This window comes from Pseudomonas sp. SDO524_S393 (assembly GCF_054071875.1).
In genome coordinates, this window is record NZ_JBSVVZ010000067.1 from 19,349 (window position 1) to 38,131 (window position 18,783).

At 63.3% G+C, this 18,783-nt stretch carries 16 protein-coding genes; 13 read left to right on the forward strand and 3 right to left on the reverse strand.

What is annotated here, in order from left to right:
• Positions 1-19: 19 nt before the first annotated feature.
• Positions 20-862 carry a hypothetical protein gene (locus ACW9IB_RS23980; protein ID WP_457366882.1) on the reverse strand — a complete coding sequence of 281 codons (843 nt, stop codon included), beginning with the start codon at positions 860-862 and terminating at the stop codon, positions 20-22.
• A gap of 399 nt (positions 863-1,261) precedes the next feature.
• On the opposite strand from ACW9IB_RS23980, the gene ACW9IB_RS23985 reads away from it, so the two are divergent.
• Both ACW9IB_RS23985 and ACW9IB_RS23990 read left to right on the forward strand, forming a co-directional pair.
• The gene (locus ACW9IB_RS23985) at positions 1,262-1,813 is read left to right on the forward strand and encodes a DUF3455 domain-containing protein (RefSeq protein WP_457415765.1); all 552 of its coding nucleotides are present in this window, start codon (positions 1,262-1,264) and stop codon (positions 1,811-1,813) included.
• A gap of 125 nt (positions 1,814-1,938) precedes the next feature.
• Positions 1,939-2,694 carry an outer membrane protein gene (locus ACW9IB_RS23990; protein WP_457366880.1) on the forward strand — a complete coding sequence of 252 codons (756 nt, stop codon included), beginning with the start codon at positions 1,939-1,941 and terminating at the stop codon, positions 2,692-2,694.
• A 183-nt stretch (positions 2,695-2,877) separates the two neighbouring features.
• Here the strand turns inward: ACW9IB_RS23990 and ACW9IB_RS23995 are convergent, their stop codons facing one another.
• Positions 2,878-3,456, reverse strand: coding sequence for a cupin domain-containing protein (locus ACW9IB_RS23995; RefSeq protein ID WP_457366878.1), 579 nt, complete (start codon positions 3,454-3,456; stop codon positions 2,878-2,880).
• Positions 3,444-5,399 (reverse strand): oxidoreductase, encoded by a 1,956-nt coding sequence (locus ACW9IB_RS24000; RefSeq protein WP_457415766.1) that lies wholly within the window; start codon positions 5,397-5,399, stop codon positions 3,444-3,446. Before ACW9IB_RS24000 ends, ACW9IB_RS23995 begins: the two co-directional genes overlap by 13 nt.
• 130 nt (positions 5,400-5,529) lie before the next feature.
• Here ACW9IB_RS24000 and ACW9IB_RS24005 point away from each other — a divergent pair, with 130 nt between their 5' ends.
• From ACW9IB_RS24005 to ACW9IB_RS24055, 11 genes are all read left to right on the forward strand, one after another.
• Positions 5,530-6,288 carry a class II aldolase/adducin family protein gene (locus ACW9IB_RS24005; protein ID WP_457366876.1) on the forward strand — a complete coding sequence of 253 codons (759 nt, stop codon included), beginning with the start codon at positions 5,530-5,532 and terminating at the stop codon, positions 6,286-6,288.
• Between the two features lie 40 nt (positions 6,289-6,328).
• The gene (locus ACW9IB_RS24010) at positions 6,329-6,967 is read left to right on the forward strand and encodes a TetR family transcriptional regulator C-terminal domain-containing protein (RefSeq protein ID WP_457366875.1); all 639 of its coding nucleotides are present in this window, start codon (positions 6,329-6,331) and stop codon (positions 6,965-6,967) included.
• 153 nt (positions 6,968-7,120) lie between these two features.
• A complete protein-coding gene (locus tag ACW9IB_RS24015; RefSeq protein WP_457415768.1) occupies positions 7,121-7,912 on the forward strand; it encodes an enoyl-CoA hydratase/isomerase family protein in 792 nt (263 codons plus the stop codon).
• Positions 7,913-7,947: 35 nt separating this feature from the next.
• Positions 7,948-9,108, forward strand: coding sequence for an acyl-CoA dehydrogenase family protein (locus ACW9IB_RS24020; RefSeq protein ID WP_457366873.1), 1,161 nt, complete (start codon positions 7,948-7,950; stop codon positions 9,106-9,108).
• 16 nt (positions 9,109-9,124) lie between these two features.
• Positions 9,125-11,233: an acetate--CoA ligase family protein gene (locus ACW9IB_RS24025; RefSeq protein ID WP_457415770.1), complete on the forward strand. Its 2,109-nt coding sequence runs from the start codon at positions 9,125-9,127 to the stop codon at positions 11,231-11,233.
• On the forward strand, positions 11,223-12,830 hold the full coding sequence (locus ACW9IB_RS24030) for a 5-guanidino-2-oxopentanoate decarboxylase (protein WP_457415771.1): 1,608 nt from the start codon (positions 11,223-11,225) through the stop codon (positions 12,828-12,830). The genes ACW9IB_RS24025 and ACW9IB_RS24030 overlap by 11 nt, the downstream gene beginning before the upstream one ends.
• 19 nt (positions 12,831-12,849) lie before the next feature.
• A complete protein-coding gene (locus ACW9IB_RS24035) occupies positions 12,850-14,436 on the forward strand; it encodes an ABC transporter substrate-binding protein (protein ID WP_457415773.1) in 1,587 nt (528 codons plus the stop codon).
• A 160-nt stretch (positions 14,437-14,596) separates the two neighbouring features.
• Positions 14,597-15,556: an ABC transporter permease gene (locus tag ACW9IB_RS24040; RefSeq protein WP_457415775.1), complete on the forward strand. Its 960-nt coding sequence runs from the start codon at positions 14,597-14,599 to the stop codon at positions 15,554-15,556.
• Positions 15,557-15,559: 3 nt separating this feature from the next.
• Positions 15,560-16,387, forward strand: coding sequence for an ABC transporter permease (locus ACW9IB_RS24045; RefSeq protein ID WP_457415776.1), 828 nt, complete (start codon positions 15,560-15,562; stop codon positions 16,385-16,387).
• 2 nt (positions 16,388-16,389) lie between these two features.
• Positions 16,390-18,009, forward strand: coding sequence for an ABC transporter ATP-binding protein (locus tag ACW9IB_RS24050; RefSeq protein ID WP_457366867.1), 1,620 nt, complete (start codon positions 16,390-16,392; stop codon positions 18,007-18,009).
• 9 nt (positions 18,010-18,018) lie between these two features.
• Positions 18,019-18,720: an NAD(P)H-dependent oxidoreductase gene (locus tag ACW9IB_RS24055; protein ID WP_457415778.1), complete on the forward strand. Its 702-nt coding sequence runs from the start codon at positions 18,019-18,021 to the stop codon at positions 18,718-18,720.
• Positions 18,721-18,783 lie beyond the last annotated feature (63 nt).

The window sequence follows — 18,783 nt, forward strand, 5'->3', positions numbered from 1 at the left end:
GGGACTGGCGGGGTGGGCGTCAGCGTGCATTCTTGCGACGTTCCTGGCGCAGCAGCTCCAGCTCCCACTCCAGCACGCCGCCTCGGTTGGCCTTCACAGCCTGGCGAAACGCCGGGTCTGCCAGACGTGGGGCAAAGCGACTGGCAAGCATCTGCTGGCTGAGGTTCAGCGGGCTCACCACCCAGGGCGCGATGTCGTCGTATGTCACCTCACGCTCTTTTTTCGGCTCGGCGGAGGCCGGAGTTTTCTTGCCCAGCGGTACCAGCGGGTCGAGGAACTGACGGGGCAGGGCGTCGATAAAGGCTTGCTCAGGCCGCGGCACGGTTTTGAGCGCCGCGCCACTGACGCGTTGCGCAAAGTCTTCATGGCCGAGCGTGACGCTGTGATCGCCTTTGCCGCGGGCATCCAGCTCATGCACCACCTGGCTGCCATCCTCGACAAACATCTCGGTCTGGCGCGGGGTGACGTGTATCACGCTGGCGCTGTTGGTGACCGTGAAGGCGAGGGCGCCAGTGGTCACTGCCAGGTTGGCGTGGCCGGCGACCGGTTGCAGCTTGAGCCAACCGTTGAGCAGATTGATTTGTGCAGCCTTGCTGTTGGTGGCGATCAGGATCCGGGTGTCAGGGCCCAGCGCCAGCGTGGTCGATGCCAGGCCTTCGATCTGAATGCCCGCAGTACCGGTTTGCAGGATATCGCCCCCTTGTAGGCGTGTGCCCGGACCCACGGTGTACAAAGAGGTGGCACGAATCAGCTTCAGCGGCTTCTCCGCGTAGGCAATCACGCCAATATTGGCCGGTGCCGCCTGGGCCAGCGGTAGCTGGAGCAGACTGGCGAGCAATAGGACTGTCGAGAGTTTCTTCACGTTGGCGCCATCTATCGAGCACTTGAGGACAGGCACCGATGCTGTAGCTACAGCCGGTGTTCGTGCGTGCGCAAGGCATCGCAGGGCCGAAGGCTACCGGCTGGACGGGGGCGGGACGAAGACAATTATCTGCATGGCAGAGGGCTGATTCGATTGAGCGAAATCATGGAATAAAGCGCACAAGGTGCGTGTTATTCCCATGGTTTCCCGTGATTCGGACGACATTTGCGGCGATCGGGAAAAGGCAGCGTTTTTGCGAGAGGCGGAAAATAGTCGGGAATAAAAACTTCGGGTCGATTGTTCATCCTGCAGACGCTGACAAGCAGCCGTGATCGACTTTCGATGGATCCCAAAATGATTGACCTGACCCTTCTCAAATCTCTTTCTGGCAGGCGCGCAATGAGCGATACCGACCCTGAAGTTGTGGCACGCCGCAATCGCCTGGCACTTCTGGTATTGCAAGTGGTCGGCCTGATCGTACTGGTGATCTGCGCCATCGATGCGCAACGGGCCCAGGCCCAGGACTTGCCAGAACCAGCCAATGGCGCAGCGAAAAAAGTACTGATGACCGTACAGGCCTCTGGCGTGCAGGTCTATACCTGCGCCAAGGACAGCAACGGTCAACCGGCCTGGCAGTTTCGTGAGCCCCTGGCGACGCTGATGATCAACGGCAAGACGGTAGGTCGTCACTTCGCCGGGCCCACCTGGCAACTGGATGACCGCAGTGCCGTCGTCGGCAAGGTCATTGCCCAGGCGCCGGGAGACAGCGCTGGAGATATTGCGTTGCTGCGCCTGAACGTGGTCGCGCACCAGGGGCCGGGTGGACTGGCACAGGTGGTGACGGTGGAGCGCCTGCATACCCTCGGTGGCGTGTTCAGCGGCAGTTGCGCCCAGTTGGGTGACTTGCACCTCGAACCCTACAGCGCCGATTACCGCTTCCTCGGCCAATAGTTTCACCCCCGCGCCGCTCGGCCGGGCAGTAACCCCCTCGACTGAATTCATGCCTCGCGCCGATCGCCATCGGCGTGCGGCAACGCTGTGCCTGCAACACAACCAAAAACATAGGAGCTTTACACATGATCACTCGTTTACTTGCTGTAACCGCGTTGACCGTTGTCGCCTCGACCGGTGCCCAGGCTGCTGAAACAGGCCCCACCGATTGGACCGGTTTCTACGGCGGCCTGAGTGCCGGTTATGGCTTTGGCGGCGACGGCGACGTCAACACCAAGGGCCAGGCTGCACCGAACATCGCCAACATCAACGGCGGCGCTCGCCCAGGTCGAGTGGACCTGGACCGCAACGGCCTGCTCGGTGGCATACAGGTTGGCTACAACTATCAGTTCGGTCAGTGGGTAGCCGGTGTCGAGGCGGATATCTCCCACACAGACCTGCAGGACAGCCGCAACATCGGTACCGCACAGCTCAACACCGGTCTGGCGCTGAACAATAAGTTCGAATCGAAGATCAAGTACCTGGGTACCTTGCGTGGCCGCTTCGGTTATGCCTTCGATCACACCCTGATCTACGGCACCGCCGGCTTGGCGTACGGCGAAACCAGTCAGAGTGTCGACATGTTCGGCCCTACCGGCAATACCCAATTCAGCGGCAGCCAAAGCCACTTCAAGATGGGTTACACCGTGGGTGCAGGCATTGAGCAGGCGATCACCCAGAACCTGTCATTCAAGACTGAATACCTGTACTACGACCTGGGGGAAGACAAGCTGAACGTGGCGGTGATTCCGGGCAGCGGTGGGGCGGGGACGGGGTACGACTCCAAGTTCAAGAACGATGGGCAAATGCTGCGTGTCGGGTTGAACTGGAAGTTTGATTGACGATCAGCAGGCAGCCTCAGGCGCAGGCGCGTGAGGCTTTCATCGGGCGCGCCGGGCGGTGTTGATAGCGCTGGCCCTGGCGCGCCTTGCGGTTTCCAGCTGGTCCTGAGCGCCATACCACTGATGGCCGGCGCTCCATCGTTGTCGGCTCCCGTAGGAAAGGTCTCCAATTGCTCCAGCGGGTTAAAAAGTCGGCGGTGTAATCACCCAGATCACCACCGTATCCACCTTGCCCGGGTTGCCGTACCGGTGCGGTTCGCGGCTGGCAAAGCTGAAACTGTCGCCTTCGCCCAGCAGGAAGTGCCGGTCACCCACCCAGAGCTCGAATTGCCCGCTCAGCACATACCCGGCTTCCTCGCCTTCATGGCTGTAGCTTTGCTGGCTATAGGTACCGGGTGGGAAGCATGAATGCAGCATTTCCAGCTGATGATTGGGCAGCGGCGTCAACAGTTGGTCGACGATGCCGTCTTCGTAGCGGATGCTCTGGCGGTTGTCCTTGCGTATCACGTAGCCGTCATCGGCCGGAGCAGGCACGGTTTCACTGGCGAAGAACCACTGGATGGTCACGCCCAGGCTGCGCGCGATATTGAACAGCGCCGGGATGGACGGGTACGCCAGGTTGCGTTCCAACTGGCTGAGGTAACCGGCGGTCAGTTCGCTCATCTGTGCGAGCTCGGTGAGCGTCAGGCCACAGGCCTTGCGCAGGCCACGAATGCGCGTGCCGAGAAACAGTTGCTGGGGTTCGTCTGTCACAGGTTCCACGCTACCTTGAGTCCTTCGTAGATCGCCTCCTCGGCGGTGCGCGGTGCCAGGCAGTCGCCGATGCGATCGAACGGCACACGGCCTTGCAGCTCCGCGCCCAGAGTGTCCACCGGCTGATGGCCCTGGCACAACACCAAGGTGTCGATAGTTTCCAGCAGCATCGGTTCGCCACTGGCCGTGTGTTGCAGGTACACGGTGCTGTCATCGCAGCCATAAAGGCGGGCGTAGGGAATGATCGGAACGCCCAGTCGATGCAGCTCACCCGCCAACTGATCGCGTACGTACAGAGGCAGGTTTTCTCCGCAATGCGTGCCGTTGACGGCCAACTGTACCGAGTGGCCGGCGCGCACCAGACGTTCGGCGATGCCCGGGCCGATCCAGTCGCAACGCCAGTCGACGACCACCACCGAACGGCCCAGGGGCACTTCGTCGCGCAGCACCTGCCAGGCGTCCACCACGTGCAGATCACCACCTCGCTCGAAGGCTGGCCAGTAGGGTTCGGCGCCAGTGGCGATGATCACGTGATCGGGTTGCGCCTGCTCCACCAGGGCGCGGTCCACCCGGGTATTGCGCACCAAGCGCACACCGGCCAGCGTCATTTCACGTTGCAGGTTGGTGCTGGCACCGCCGAACTCACTGCGCCGTGGCAGCAACTGTGCCAGCAGCACTTGGCCGCCCAGTTGGCTGCCGGCTTCGTACAGCGTCACCTCATGCCCGCGTCGGGCCGCCACGGCCGCCGCTTTCATGCCGGCCGGGCCGCCACCGACCACCATCACGCGCTTGCGCTTCACGGCGGGTTGCAGATCAGAGAATTTCAGCTCGCGCCCGGTCTCGGGGTGCTGGATACAGGAGATCGGCAGTCCCTTGTGAAAGTGACCGATACACGCCTGGTTGCAGGCGATGCAGGCCCGCACATCTTCGGCGCGACCCGCCTGGGTCTTGGCCGGCATCAGCGGGTCGCAGATCAGCGCGCGGGTCATGCCGCATACGTCGGCCTGGCCGCGCGCCAGGATCAGTTCCGCTTCCTGGGGTTGATTGATGCGGCCTGTCACAAACAACGGAATCGACAGGCTGGCTTTGAAGCGTGCCGCTTCATCCGCCAGGTACGCCGCCGCGATCGCCATGGGCGGCACGATATGCACCGCTCCGCCCAGCGACGCAGAAGTGCCGGCGACGATATGCACGTAATCCAGGCGCTTTTGCAGGCTCTGCACCGCTTCCAGAGACTCGCTTTCGGTGAGCCCTTCGGCATCGCGCTCGTCAGCAGAAATGCGCAGGCCGATGATGAATTGCTCGTCAGTCACGGCCCGCACCGCCGTGATGATTTCTGTCAGAAAACGCAGCCGTTGTTCCAACTCGCCGTTGTAGCCATCGGTGCGTCGATTCACCCGTGGGTTGAGAAATTGCGCGGGCAGGTAACCGTGGCTCGCGACCACCTCCACACCGTCGATACCGGCCTGATACAGGCGCCTTGCCGCTGCCGCATAGCCTGCGACAATCTCGTCGATCATCGCCTGATCCAGCGCCCGGGGCATCACCCGGAACCGTTCATTGGGTACCCCTGACGCCGAGTACGCCACGGCCAGCAGACCGTCTGCCGACTCCATGATTTCCCGCCCGGGATGAAAGATCTGCGACAACACCAGGGTGTCGTGGGCATGACAGGTTTCGGCCAACTGGCGATAGCCCTCGATGCACTTGTCATCGGTGGCCATCAGCACATGGGAGGTGTAACGCGCGCTGTCATGCACCCCGGCGACCTGCAACACAATCAACCCGACACCACCTTCGGCGCGGGCGCGGTGATAGGCGATCAGCTGTGCGTTGACCTGGTTGTCCGTGGGCATGGAGGTGTCGTGCCCGCTGGACATGATGCGGTTTTTCAGGCGTTTTCCCCGCAGAGTCAAGGGCTCGAACAAGTGTGGGAAGGCATGGGGCTGCATGGTGTGAAGACTCCAGGCGCTGTTATTGTTATTTTTCTATAGGAGGCAAACGCCAGTAAAAAATCAACTTGTTTTTTTACTGGCGGCTGATTTAGCGTCGTCCCACCCACCCTGTGCCTGGAGAATAAAAATGACACGCTCCACCGAACAGCAACTGCGTGAAGAGCTTGCTGCGTGCTACCGGCTGATCGCGCACTTTCGCATGAGTGACCTGATCTTCACCCATATCTCGGTGCGTATTCCCGGCCCCGAACATCACTTCCTGATCAACCCTTACGGGCTGATGTTCGAGGAGATCACTGCGTCGAGCCTGGTGAAGATCGGCCTCGACGGGCGTGCGGTCGACGCTTCGCCCCATGCGGTCAACCCGGCGGGCTTTGTGATCCACAGTGCGATCCATGGCGCTCGCGAAGACGCCCAGTGTGTGTTGCACACCCACACCCGAGCGGGCTGCGCGGTGGCGGCGCTGGAGTGCGGGTTGCTCCCGGTCAACCAGATATCCATGGAGTTCTACGGCAAGGTGGCCTACCACGATTACGAAGGCGTGGCCCTGGACATGGACGAGCAACAACGCCTGGTGGCGGACCTGGGCGACAAGCCGGTACTGATGCTGCGCAACCACGGTTTGCTGACGGTGGGCGAGACCGTCAGCCAGGCGTTCTTGCGCATGTACTACCTGGAAAAAGCCTGTGATATCCAGATCGCCGCCCAGGCCTGTGGCCCGCTGGTACTGCCGTCGCCACAGGTTTGCGCCCACACCGAGCGGCAGTTCAACGACCCGGGCAGGCCGCAGGAGGAGGGCCAACTGGTGGACCTGGATGCCATGCAATTGGCGTGGGCGGCCTTGTTGCGGCTGCTGGATCGGGTGTCGCCGGGGTACCGCGACTGATGTAGAGTCGTCTGGCCGATTCACTCTCAGGAACCGCCGTATGACCCAGGAATCCCGTTTTTCCCGGATGGAGCCGGAATTGCGCAAGGCCAATCTGGTCCAGGCGACGCTCACCTGTCTCAAGCGCGACGGTTTCCAGGGCGCCTCGATCCGCAAGATCAGCGCCGAAGCCGGCGTGTCGGTAGGCCTGATCAGCCACCATTACTCGGGCAAGGACGAGCTGGTGGCTGAGGCCTATCGCACCATCACCGACCAGGTCATGGGCCTGCTGCGCGAGACCATGGCCAAGGCGCCGCCGAACCCTCGCGAGCGTTTGTCGGCGCTGTTTCGCGGCTCGTTTTCCGCCGAATTGCTTGATCCGCACCTGCTGGACGCCTGGCTGGTGTTCTGGGGCGCGGTCAAGACGGCGCCCGCGATCAACCTGGCCCACGAGCATTCCTACGGCGAGTACCGCACCATCATGCGCTCGGCCCTGACCGATATGGCCCGGGAGGAGGGCTGGCAGCACTTCGACGCCGATCTGGCCGCCATTGGCTTGAGCGCATTGCTTGACGGGCTGTGGCTGGAGTCTGGATTGAACCCCGGCACCTTCACCCCGGAACAGGGCATTCAGATCTGCGAAGCCTGGGTCGACGGCCTGCAAACCGGCGGGCGCCAGCGCTATCAACTCAAGGCCTGAGCCTTGTCCCGCCGCTCCGGACGCAAGGTCCGGGGCGGCTTTTTTTTGCCTCTGAAAATATTTGCAGTTTGCCGATTGCCTCCTTGCTGAACACTCGTTTAGTATCGCCCCATGTCGCACCCCTCAAGCCAAATAAAATAATTCGAGGAAGCCATGACTACCGATTCGCCCGTGCTCACCCAGGTGCAAGCAGGCGTTGCCTGGATCACGCTCAACCGTGGTCCTCAGCGCAATGCGCTGGATATTCCCACCCTGACGTATCTGCATGCCTTGCTGGAAGCGATCAACATCGATTCCAGCGTGCGGGTGGTGGTGTTGACCGGCAGCGGTCGCAGCTTTTGCGCCGGCGCCGACCTGGCCGAATGGGCCGACGCTGAAGCCCGCGGCGCCCTCGAAACCTACGGCTGGACCGAAACCGCCCACGCCCTGATGACCCGCCTGCACAGCCTCGACAAACCGACGATTGCCGCGATCAACGGCACCGCCGTCGGCGCCGGCATGGACCTGACCCTGTGCTGCGACTTGCGCATCGCGGCCCAATCGGCACGCTTCAAGGCCGGCTATACCAGCATGGCCTACTCGCCGGACGCCGGTGCCAGTTGGCACTTGCCGCGCCTGATCGGCAGCGAGCAAGCCAAGCGCCTGCTGTTCCTCGACGAACTGTGGAGCGCCGACCGCGCCCTGGCCGCCGGACTGGTCGGCGAAGTGGTCGCGGACGATCAACTTCACGCCCACACCTCCGAGCTCGCCGCACGCCTGGCCAGCGGCCCGACCTTTGCGTTTGCCCAGACCAAAACCCTGATCCGCGAGGGAGCCGACCGCAGCCTGCCCGAGCAATTGCAGGCCGAACTGGCCGCCGGACTGCTGTGTGGACGCAGCGCCGACGGCGCCGAGGCCCTGCGCGCGTCGGTGGAAAAGCGCGCACCGAACTTCCGCGGCGAATAACAACAAACACCCCCGAACGATCGACAGGTAGCGCCATGAATTTCCAACTGAGCCAAGAACAAGACATGTTGGTGGACGCGGTACGCAGTTTCGTTGCCAAGGAACTGCTGCCCCACGAGGAGGCGGTGGACCGTGCCGATGAGGTTTCCCCGGAGCTTGCTGCACAGATTCGCGACAAGGCTATCGCTGCCGGTTTCTATGCCTTCAACATGCCGGAGGAAGTCGGCGGCGGCGGGCTGGACTATCTGTCCCAGGCGCTGATCGAGCGGGAGCTGTCCAAGGTGTCGTGGGCGCTGCATGTGTTTGTCGCACGTCCGTCGAAAATCCTGATGGCCTGCACTGGTGCGCAGATTGGCGACTACCTGCTGCCCTGTGTCCAGGGCAAGAAAATCGACTGTTTTGCCCTGACCGAACCGGGCGCGGGCTCGGACGCCAACGCGATCAAGACCCGTGCCGTACGCAGTGGCGATGACTTCGTGATCAACGGCAGCAAGCACTTTATCAGTCACGCCGGGCATGCCGATTTCGCCATTGTGTTCGCCGTCACCGACACCTATGAACACAACGGTCGGCAGCGCAATGCAGTGACTTCGTTCCTAGTGGACCGTGGCACGCCGGGCATGACCATTCGCCGGGGTCCCAAGTGCGTGAGCAACCGGGGTTATCACACCTACGAAATATTCTTCGACGACTGCCGCGTGCCGGCCTCCAAGGTGCTGGGCGAAGTGGGCAAGGGCTGGGAAGTCGCCAACGCCTGGCTCACCGCGGGCCGCGTGATGGTGGCTGCCAACTGCGTGGGTCAGGCCCAGCGTGCGTTGGATGTATCGCTGCAATGGGCGGCGGACCGCAAACAATTCGGTCAACCGATCGGTACCTACCAGGGCGTGAGCTTCAAGCTGGCCGACATGGCCACGCAGATTCGCGCCGCCGAGTTGTTGACCCTGCACACCGCCTGGAAGATGGACCAGGGCAGCATGACCGATGGCGAGGCCGGCATGGCCAAGCTGTTTGCCAGCGAAACCCTGGGCAAGGTGGCCGATGAAGCCGTGCAGATTTTCGGCGGCATGGGCCTGATGGACGAAGGTCCGGTGGAGCGCATCTGGCGCAACGCGCGGATCGAACGGATCTGGGAAGGCACCTCGGAAATCCAGCGCCATATCATCGCCCGCGAACTGCTGCGGCCGCTGCTGCGCTGAGCGGCGAGGAGAGCTTATGTCCCAGGCAATTCGCGATAATCTCAAGCGCCTGCTGGCGCCCCGGCACCTGGCCTTCGTGGGTGGGCGCAGCATGGCCCGCGCACTCAAGCGCTGTGCCGAGGGCGGGTTTACCGGGCCGATGTGGCTGGTCAATCCCCAGCATGACAGCCTCGATGGCATTCCTTGTGTGCGCCGTGTCGCCGACCTGCCGTGCGGGCCGGACGCAGTATTCATCGCCACCAACCGTGAACTGACCCTGACCTGTGTCGCCGAGCTGGCGGCCATCGGCACCGGTGGCGCCATCTGTTACGCCTCGGGGTTTGCCGAAACCGGGGCCAGCGGCGCAGCCCTGCAACAGCAACTGCTGAAGGCTGCTGGCGACATGGCCTTGCTCGGCCCCAACTGCTACGGCCTGCTGGATTACCTGCACAGCGCGGCATTGTGGCCGGTGGCCCATGGTGGCAAGGCGGTCGAGAAGGGCGTGGCGGTGCTGACCCAGAGCGGCAACTTCGCCTACAACCTGTCCATGAGCGACCGCTCGCTGCCGGTGGCCTACATGGCCTCGGTGGGCAACCAGGCGCAATTGGGCGTGGCCGAGTTGATGGACGTGTTGCTCGACGAACCGCGTGTCACGGCCATCGGTTTGCACTTGGAAGGCTTGAAAAACGTGCCGGGGTTTGCCCGCGCTGCCCACAAGGCGCTGGAAAAAGGCATCCCGATCATCGCGTTGAAAACCGGCGTGTCGCAGATCGGCGCCGAGTTGGCCTTGAGTCATACCAGTTCGCTGTCCGGCTCCGATGCGCTTTACGACAGTCTGTTTGCACGGCTGGGCGTGATCCGGGTGAGCGGGCCGGTGAGCTTCGTCGAAACCCTCAAGGCCGCCGCCTGTGGCAACCTGCCGGCGGGCAATCGTTTGGTGGCCTTGGCTTGCTCGGGCGGTGATGCGGGCTTGATCGCCGACTATGCCGAGCGCAATCAGCTGGCCTTGCCCAAACTGGATGACGGCCAGCGTGGCGAGTTGGCGCAGGTGCTGCCCAGCTACGCCAACCTGGTCAACCCGCTGGACTTCACCACAGCCATCTGGGGCGACCGCGACGCCCTCGACCGCATGCTCGACACTGCCCTGCGCACCCCTGCCGATGCGGCCATGCTGGTGCTGGACTACCCGGCGGAATTTACCGGTGAACGCAAGGAGTGCGACCTGCTCCTGGAGCTGTTCTGCCACGCTCTGCGTCGCCACGGCAAGAGCGGTTTCGTCACCTCGGCGTTCCCCGAATTGCTGCCGGCTCACGCCCGTGAGCGTTTGCACGCCCAGGGCATTGCCGCGCTGCAAGGCGTGGAAGATGCGTTGGCGGCCTGGGGGCGGATCGCCGACTATCAACACCAGCGTCGCACCCTGCTGGAACGCGGTGAGTCGATCCTCGAACCGCTGTGCCCACCCGCGCTTCAGGGGGGAGGGCTGGCGCTGGATGAGTGGGCATCCAAACAAGCCTTGCGTGCCTTCGGCCTGACCACGCCGGCTGCCATGTTGAGTACGCCGGAGCGCGCCGTGGCCGACGCACGACAGCTGGGTTACCCGCTGGTGCTCAAGGCGGTCAGCGCCCAGTTGCCCCACAAGACCGAAGCCGGTGCCGTGGCACTGAACCTCAAGGACGGTATCGCGTTGACCAGTGCCCTGGCGCTGATGCGCGAGCGGATCGGCGCCTACGCGCCGACGGTGGCGTTTGATCAACTGCTGCTGGAGTCCATGGCCGCGCCGCCGTTGGCCGAGTTGATCGTGGGCATCAAGCGCGAGAATGATTTTGGCCTGGCGCTGGTGATCGGCGCGGGCGGCATCCTGGTGGAACTGCTCAAGGACAGCCGCAGCCTGCTGCTGCCGACCACCGACGATGCGATCCGCAATGCCTTGCTCAGCCTGCGCAGTGCTGCGTTGTTGCAAGGGTTTCGCGGGCGTGAGGCGGCGGACATGGACGCACTGGTGGCCGCCGTGCGTGCGGTGGCCGACTATGCCTGCGCCAATGCCGGACAGTTGCTGGAACTGGATGTGAACCCACTGTTGGTCAATGCCCGGGGCGCCATGGCGGTCGATGCATTGATCCGCCTAGGAGATGAACATGCACGATAACGTGATGACCGGCGGCCAGGCCCTGGTGAAATTGCTGGCCAACTATGGCGTGGATACGGTGTTCGGCATCCCCGGGGTACATACCCTGGAGCTGTATCGCGGTTTGCCCGGCAGCGGCATTCGCCACGTGCTGACGCGCCATGAACAGGGCGCCGGTTTCATGGCCGATGGTTATGCGCGGGTCAGCGGCAAGCCGGGGGTGTGCTTTGTGATCACCGGGCCCGGCGTGACGAATGCAGCCACCGCCATCGGCCAGGCCTACGCCGACTCGGTCCCGCTGCTGGTGATCTCCAGCGTCAATAGCACCGCCAGCCTTGGCAAGGGCTGGGGCATCCTGCATGAAACCCAGGACCAGCGGGCGATCACCGCGCCCATCACGGCCTTCTCGGCGGTGGCACTCAGCACCGGGGACCTGCCCGAGCTGGTCGCCCGCGCCTACGCGGTGTTCGACAGCGAGCGGCCAAGGCCGGTGCATATCTCGGTGCCGCTGGACGTGTTGGCCGCGCCGGTTGAGCGGGATTGGAGCCATGAGGTGGTGCGCCGTCCGGGGCGCGGGCTGCCGGCGCAGGAAGCATTGGAGCAGGCGGCGGCCAGGCTCGCGGCGGCCAAGCGCCCGATGATCATTGCCGGCGGCGGCGCACTGGACGCGGGCGAGGCGTTGCAACGCTTGAGCACCGTACTGGCGGCGCCGTTTTTCACCAGCGTGGCTGGCAAGGGCCTGTTGCCCATCGACGATCCGCTGAATGCCGGTTCTACCCTGTGCGTCGAGCCGGGCTGGCAGTTGATCAGCGAGGCGGATGTGGTGTTGGCGGTCGGCACGGAAATGGCCGACACCGATTACTGGCGCGAGCGTTTGCCACTCAGCGGTGAATTGCTGCGGGTGGATATCGACCCGCGCAAATTCAATGATTTCTATCCTTGCAGCGTGGCCCTGCGCGGCGATGCCCGACAAACGTTGCTGGCGTTGCTGCAACGCCTGCCGTCAACGCCACGCAATGCGGACGCTGCCGTAGCCAGCGTCGCGGGCTTGCGCCAGGCGGTTCGGCAGGGGCACGGCCCGTTGCAGTCGATCCACCAAGCCATTCTCGAGCGCATCGAGGCCGAATTGCCGGCCAATGCCGTGATCAGCAGCGACATGACCCAACTGGCCTACACCGGCAATTATGCTTACCGCAGCCGGGCCCCGCGCAGCTGGCTGCACCCTACGGGCTACGGCACCCTGGGCTACGGTTTGCCGGCGGGCATCGGCGCCAAGTTCGGCGCGCCGCAACGGCCAGGGCTGGTGCTGGTGGGGGACGGTGGGTTTCTCTACACCGCCCAGGAACTGGCCACGGCGGTGGAAGAACTGGACAGCCCGTTGGTGGTGCTGTTGTGGAACAACGATGCCCTCGGCCAGATTCGTGATGACATGCTCAACCTGGACATCGAGCCCATCGGCGTATTGCCGCGCAACCCGGACTTCGCCCTGTTCGCCCAGGCGTTCGGTTGCACCGTGAACCAGCCACAGAACCTGGACGAATTGCAGACGGACTTGCGCAACGGTTTCAAACGCAATGGCGTGACCCTGATCGAGCTGAAGCATGCCTATGCCTGTTGATCTTTAGAGGAGCAAGACCATGAGCGAAAACAACAACAAAATGACTCAAGCGATGCACCGACGGGACTTCCTCAAACACAGCGCCGTGGCCGGCGCGGTGGCGGCGGCGTTCTCCATGGGCCTGCCGTTGCACGCCTTCGCCGAAGAGGCAGCGCCCAAAGCCGGTGGTGTGCTGCGTCTGGGTCTGGCCGGCGGCAGCACCACCGACTCCCGCGACCCGGGTTCCTGGGTCGATACCTTCACCTTCGTCGGCTTCTCGGCGGTCTACAACACCCTCACTGAAATCGCCGTGGACGGCAGTGCGATTCCCGAACTGGCCGAGCGTTTCGAGTCCACACCTGATGCGCGGGTGTGGACCTTCCACCTGCGCCCGGGCGTGACCTTTCACAACGGCAAAAGCCTTACTGCCGAAGATGTGGTGGTCTCGATCAACCATCACCTGGACGCCAAGTCGACCTCGGCGGCCAAGACCGTGCTGGGCGATGTGGCCAGTGTCAGCGCCAAAGGCACGGACGCGGTGGTGTTCGAGCTGCACTCGGGCAATGCCGACTTCGCCTATGTGGTTGCCGATTACCACTTGGTGATCATGCCCGCCAAGGACGGTGCCGCCGACTGGCAGGCCGGCGTGGGCACCAGCGGCTATCGCCTGAAAAGCTTCGAACCCGGTGTGCGCATGGACCTGGAGCGCAACCCCGATTACTGGAAGCCCGGCCGTGCGCATTTCGCCAGTGCCGAGCTGCTGGCCATCGCCGACGGCGCTGCGCGCGTCAATGCGTTGGTCACCGGGCAAGTGGATGTGATCAACAAGGTCGACCTGAAAACCGTGGCCTTGCTCAAGCGCAACCCCAACCTTGTGATCGAGGAAACCAAGGGTGCCCAGCACTACACCTTCCCGATGCTGTGCGACAGCAACGAGTTCAAGAACAACGACATTCGCCTGGCGATGAAGCACGCGATCAACCGCGAAACCCTGCTGGCGTCGGTGCTGCACGGCTACGGTCTGGTGGGCAACGACCACCCGATCCAGCCCGGCAGCCGTTTCATCAATGCCAGCCTCGAGCAGCGTGCCTACGACCCGGACAAGTCGCGTTTCTACCTGCGCAAGGCCGGGGTGGAATCGCTCAAGGTGCGTCTGCAAGCGTCCGATGCGGCGTACACCGGCGCAGTGGATGCTTCGGTGTTGTTCAAGGAGCAGGCGCGCCAGGCGGGCATCGATATCGATGTGGTGCGCGAACCGGCGGACGGATTCTTTTCCAACGTATGGATGAAGCAGCCATTCACCACCTCGTTCTGGTACAGCAGCCTCACCGCCGACCGCATGTTCAGCATCGGCTATGCCAAGGGCGCGGCCTGGAACGAAACCCATTGGGACAACCCGCGCTTCAACCAACTGCTCAACGCCGCCCGTGGCGAGATGAACGCGCCATTGCGTCAAGAGATGTACAACGAAATGCAGGCCCTGTGCCGGGATGACGGCGGGGCGATCGTGCCGTTGTTCGCCAGCTCGGTGGCGGCGCGTTCGAACCGGGTGGCCCATGGCGCGCAGACGGCGCCTTACGGTGAGTTGGATGGCTTGCGGTTGATTGAGCGGTGGTGGCAGGCCTAGAGATTCCCCCAGCCAATGAATATCCAATGTGGGAGCTGGCTTGCCTGCGATGAGGTCCGCCCATTCGCTGCAATCCTTCAGGCCGCCATCGCAGGCAAGCCAGCTCCCACATTAGATGGGTGCAGTCTCGACGAGCCTATTCACCTCATGAGAATCGTCCATGAATAGCCTGTTTAAATTAATCCTCCAACGCCTGGCGCTCAGCCTGCTGTCGCTGTTCGCCGTCTCGGTGATTATCTTCCTGGCCGTGGGCATGCTGCCCGGCGATATCGCCCAGGCCATGCTCGGCCAGTCGGCCACGCCGGAAACCGTCGCAGCGTTCCGTGCACAACTGGGCCTGGACCTGCCGCCGTTCACGCGTTTTGCACAATGGTTGCTGCGCCTGTTGCAGGGCGATCTGGGCGCGTCGCTCGCCAACCAGCGACCCATTGCCGAACTGATCGGCGCACGGTTGGGCAACACCTTGAGCTTGGCGGCACTGGCTGCGCTGGTCTCGGTGCCGACGGCGCTGGTGCTTGGGATGCTGGCGGCGTTGTATCGCAACAGCTGGTTCGATCGCCTGCTCAATACCTCGGCGTTGAGTGCGGTGTCGTTTCCGGAGTTCTTTGTCGCCTACCTGCTGATCCTGGTGTTTTCGGTGAAGCTGGGCTGGTTCCCGAGCCTGTCGAACCTGGCGCCGGATGCCTCGTTCGGCACGATCCTGGAGCGCTCGGTGCTGCCGGTGGCGACCCTGAGCCTGGTGGTGATCGCGCAGATGATGCGCATGACCCGCGCCTCCCTGATCAACCTGCTGGCCAGCCCGTACATCGAGATGGCACGGCTCAAGGGCATCCGCCAGTCGCGGATCATCTGGAAGCACACCTTGCCCAACGCACTGGCGCCCATCGTCAACGTGATCGCACTGAACCTGGCGTACCTGGTAGTGGGGGTGGTGGTGGTCGAGGTGGTGTTCGTCTACCCGGGGCTGGGCCAGTTGCTGGTGGACTCGGTGTCCAAGCGCGACATCCCTGTGGTGCAGGCGTGCAGCCTGATCTTTGCCGCCACCTACATCCTGCTCAATACCGGGGCGGACGTGTTGTCCATCGCCAGCAACCCACGCCTGATGCATCCGAAGGGGTAGCCCATGAACCTGCTGACTTCACTGGTCCGGGCGCCGTTGAGCGCCAAGTTCGGCCTGCTGATCATTGTGTTGTACATCGCGGTGGCGGTGTTTGCGCCGCTGCTGGCGCCCTATGGCGAAACCCAGGTGGTGGGCGAAGGGTTCGCGCCGTGGAGCGGCCAGTTCCTGCTCGGCACCGATAACCTGGGGCGGGATATGTTCAGCCGTTTGGTCTACGGCGCGCGCAACACCCTGGGCATTGCGTTCCTGACGACCACGCTGGCGTTTTTGCTGGGCGGCTTGAGCGGGCTGATCGCGGCGATCAAGGGCGGCTGGATCGACCAGGGATTGTCGCGGGTGGTGGACATTCTGATGGCGATCCCACAGCTGATTTTCGCCTTGCTGATCCTGAGCGTGGTGGGCACCAATGCGACGTCGCTGGTGCTGGTGATCGCGTTGCTGGACTCCACGCGGGTGTTTCGCCTGGCCCGCGCGGTGGCGATGACCGTGGTGGTGCAGGACTTCGTCGAGGCCGCCCGCCTGCGCGGTGAAGGGTTGTGGTGGCTGGTCACTCGCGAGGTATTGCCCAATGCCGCTGCGCCGCTGATTGCCGAATTCGGCCTGCGCTTCTGCTTTGTGTTCCTGTTTATCAGTGCGCTGTCGTTCCTGGGCCTGGGGATTCAACCGCCCACCGCCGACTGGGGCAGCATGGTGCGCGACAATGCCGTACTGATCACCTTCGGCGATATCAGCCCGCTGTTGCCGGCCCTGGCGGTGGCGTTGATCACCGTCAGCGTGAATTTTGTCGTCGACTGGATGCTGCACAAATCCAGCGGCCTGAAGGAGTGTTGAGGATGGACAAGCCGTTGCTGGAAATCCGCAACCTGCAAATCGAAGGGCACTACGAAGATGCCTGGCATCCACTGATCAAGGGCATCGACCTGACCTTGCAGCGCGGTGAAGTGCTGGGGTTGATCGGCGAGTCCGGGGCGGGTAAATCCACCCTGGGTCTGGCAGCCATGGGTTATGCGCGGGATGGTTGCCGCATTGTCGGTGGCTCGGTGTGTTTCGATGGCATCCCGTTGCTGCAAGCGCGGCCCGACACCCTGCGCAAATTGCGGGGGCTGCGGATTGCGTACGTGGCGCAAAGTGCGGCGGCGTCGTTCAACCCGGCGCATCGTCTGATCGACCAGCATGTGGAGACGGCGGTGATCAACGGCGGTATCGACCGCGCCCAGGCCGAGCGCGAGGCGGTGGAACTGTACCGTGTGTTGCGCTTGCCCAACCCGGAGAGCATCGGCCAGCGTTACCCCCATCAAGTCTCGGGCGGGCAGTTGCAGCGGGTGATGACCGCGATGGCCATGGCGTGTCACCCGGACCTGATCATCTTCGACGAACCCACCACGGCGCTGGACGTCACCACCCAGATCGAAGTGCTGGCGGCGATCCGTGACGCGGTGAAAACCTATGGCAGCGCCGCGCTGTACATCAGCCATGACCTGGCGGTGGTCGCGCAGATGGCCGACCGCATCATGGTGCTGCGCCACGGCAAACTGGTGGAAGAGGCCGATACCCGCAGCATGCTCAGCCAGCCGCAGCAGGACTACACCAAGTCGTTGTGGGCCGTGCGCAGTTTTCGCACCGAGCCCAAGGCGTGTCCGGTGCAGGACGTGCCGCTGCTGGAAGTGCGCCAGGTCAGCGCCAGTTACGGGCACCAGCCGGTGCTGCATGACGTGTCGATGAAGCTCTATCGCGGCCAGACCCTGGCGGTGATTGGCGAGTCGGGCAGTGGCAAGAGCTCCACCGCGCGGCTGATCACCGGGCTGCTGCCGGCTACCGCCGGGCAGGTGCTGTATGACGGCGAGGCGCTGCCGGTGGATTTTCGCCGACGCAGCAAGGAACAGTTGCGACGGGTCCAGATGATCTACCAGATTCCGGACACCGCGCTGAACCCGCGCCAGCGCATCGTCGACATCATTGGTCGGCCACTCACGTTCTACCTGGGGCTCAAGGGCAAGGCCCTGCGCGCCCGCGTTGCCGAGCTGCTGGAGATGATCGAGCTGGACCCGGCGGTTTACATGGAGCGTCAGCCGCGCGAGCTGTCCGGTGGACAGAAGCAGCGCATCTGCATCGCCCGCGCCCTGGCGGCGGAGCCGCAACTGATCATCTGCGACGAAGTCACCTCGGCCCTCGATCAACTGGTGGCCGAGGGCGTGTTGAAGCTGCTCAACCGCATCCAGCAGCAACTGGGCGTGGCCTACCTGTTCATCACCCATGACGTGGCCACCGTGCGCGCGATTGCCGACGAGGTGGTGGTGATGCAGCGGGGCAGGGTGGTGGACCAGGGCAGCCGCAGCGCGATTTTCACCCCGCCGTACCAGGACTACACCGGCCTGTTGTTTTCATCGGAACCGGAAATGGACCCGGACTGGCTCGATCATTTGCTGGCCCGACGGGCCGCACCCACTGCTTGAGGCATCCACATGAAAGTTTTGATCGTTCACGCCCATCCTGAGCCGCAGTCGTTTACGGCAGCGTTGCGCGACCAGGCCGTGGCCACGCTGGAAAGCCAGGGGCATCAGGTACAGGTCAGTGACCTGTACGCCATGCAATGGAACCCGGTGGCGTCGGCTTCGGACTTTTCCACGCGGGAGAACCCCGACTACCTGGTGTATGCGCTGGAGCAGCGCCTGGGCGTGAAAAAACAGTCGATTGCCACGGATATCCAGTCCGAATTGGACAAGCTGCTATGGGCGGACTTGCTGATCCTCAACTTCCCGATCTTCTGGTTCTCGGCGCCGGCGATGCTCAAGGGCTGGATCGACCGCGTGCTGGTGTCGGGGGTGTGTTATGGCGGCAAGCGCTTTTATGACCAGGGTGGTTTGGCGGGCAAGCGGGCGATGGTCACCGTGACCCTTGGCGGGCGCGAGCATATGTTTGGCGAAGGCGCGATCCACGGCCCGTTGGAGGACATGCTGCGGCCGATTCTGCGCGGCACGCTGGCGTATGTCGGGTTCGAGGTGCTGAAGCCGTTCGTGGCGTGGCATGTGCCGTATATCAGTGCCGAGGCTCGGCAGGATTTTCTGGTGGGGTATGAGCAGCGACTGCAAGGGCTGGCGGATGAGCAGCCCCTGGTGTTTCCAAAGCTTGAGCAGTTTGATGAGGCGCTGTATCCCTTATCCTGAGTCGAATGCAGTTCAAATGTGGGAGCGGGCTTGCTCGCGAAAGCGGTGGATCAGTCAGAGCAT

Excerpts from the sequence above, each read along its gene's own strand:
- ACW9IB_RS23985 (WP_457415765.1), top strand. The coding sequence starts at position 1,262 with ATGAGCGATACCGACCCTGAAGTTGTGGCACGCCGCAATCGCCTGGCA.
- ACW9IB_RS23990 (WP_457366880.1), top strand. The coding sequence starts at position 1,939 with ATGATCACTCGTTTACTTGCTGTAACCGCGTTGACCGTTGTCGCCTCG.
- ACW9IB_RS24000 (WP_457415766.1), bottom strand. The coding sequence starts at position 5,399 with ATGCAGCCCCATGCCTTCCCACACTTGTTCGAGCCCTTGACTCTGCGG.
- ACW9IB_RS24005 (WP_457366876.1), top strand. The coding sequence starts at position 5,530 with ATGACACGCTCCACCGAACAGCAACTGCGTGAAGAGCTTGCTGCGTGC.
- ACW9IB_RS24010 (WP_457366875.1), top strand. The coding sequence starts at position 6,329 with ATGACCCAGGAATCCCGTTTTTCCCGGATGGAGCCGGAATTGCGCAAG.
- ACW9IB_RS24015 (WP_457415768.1), top strand. The coding sequence starts at position 7,121 with ATGACTACCGATTCGCCCGTGCTCACCCAGGTGCAAGCAGGCGTTGCC.
- ACW9IB_RS24020 (WP_457366873.1), top strand. The coding sequence starts at position 7,948 with ATGAATTTCCAACTGAGCCAAGAACAAGACATGTTGGTGGACGCGGTA.
- ACW9IB_RS24025 (WP_457415770.1), top strand. The coding sequence starts at position 9,125 with ATGTCCCAGGCAATTCGCGATAATCTCAAGCGCCTGCTGGCGCCCCGG.
- ACW9IB_RS24030 (WP_457415771.1), top strand. The coding sequence starts at position 11,223 with ATGCACGATAACGTGATGACCGGCGGCCAGGCCCTGGTGAAATTGCTG.
- ACW9IB_RS24035 (WP_457415773.1), top strand. The coding sequence starts at position 12,850 with ATGAGCGAAAACAACAACAAAATGACTCAAGCGATGCACCGACGGGAC.
- ACW9IB_RS24040 (WP_457415775.1), top strand. The coding sequence starts at position 14,597 with ATGAATAGCCTGTTTAAATTAATCCTCCAACGCCTGGCGCTCAGCCTG.
- ACW9IB_RS24045 (WP_457415776.1), top strand. The coding sequence starts at position 15,560 with ATGAACCTGCTGACTTCACTGGTCCGGGCGCCGTTGAGCGCCAAGTTC.
- ACW9IB_RS24050 (WP_457366867.1), top strand. The coding sequence starts at position 16,390 with ATGGACAAGCCGTTGCTGGAAATCCGCAACCTGCAAATCGAAGGGCAC.
- ACW9IB_RS24055 (WP_457415778.1), top strand. The coding sequence starts at position 18,019 with ATGAAAGTTTTGATCGTTCACGCCCATCCTGAGCCGCAGTCGTTTACG.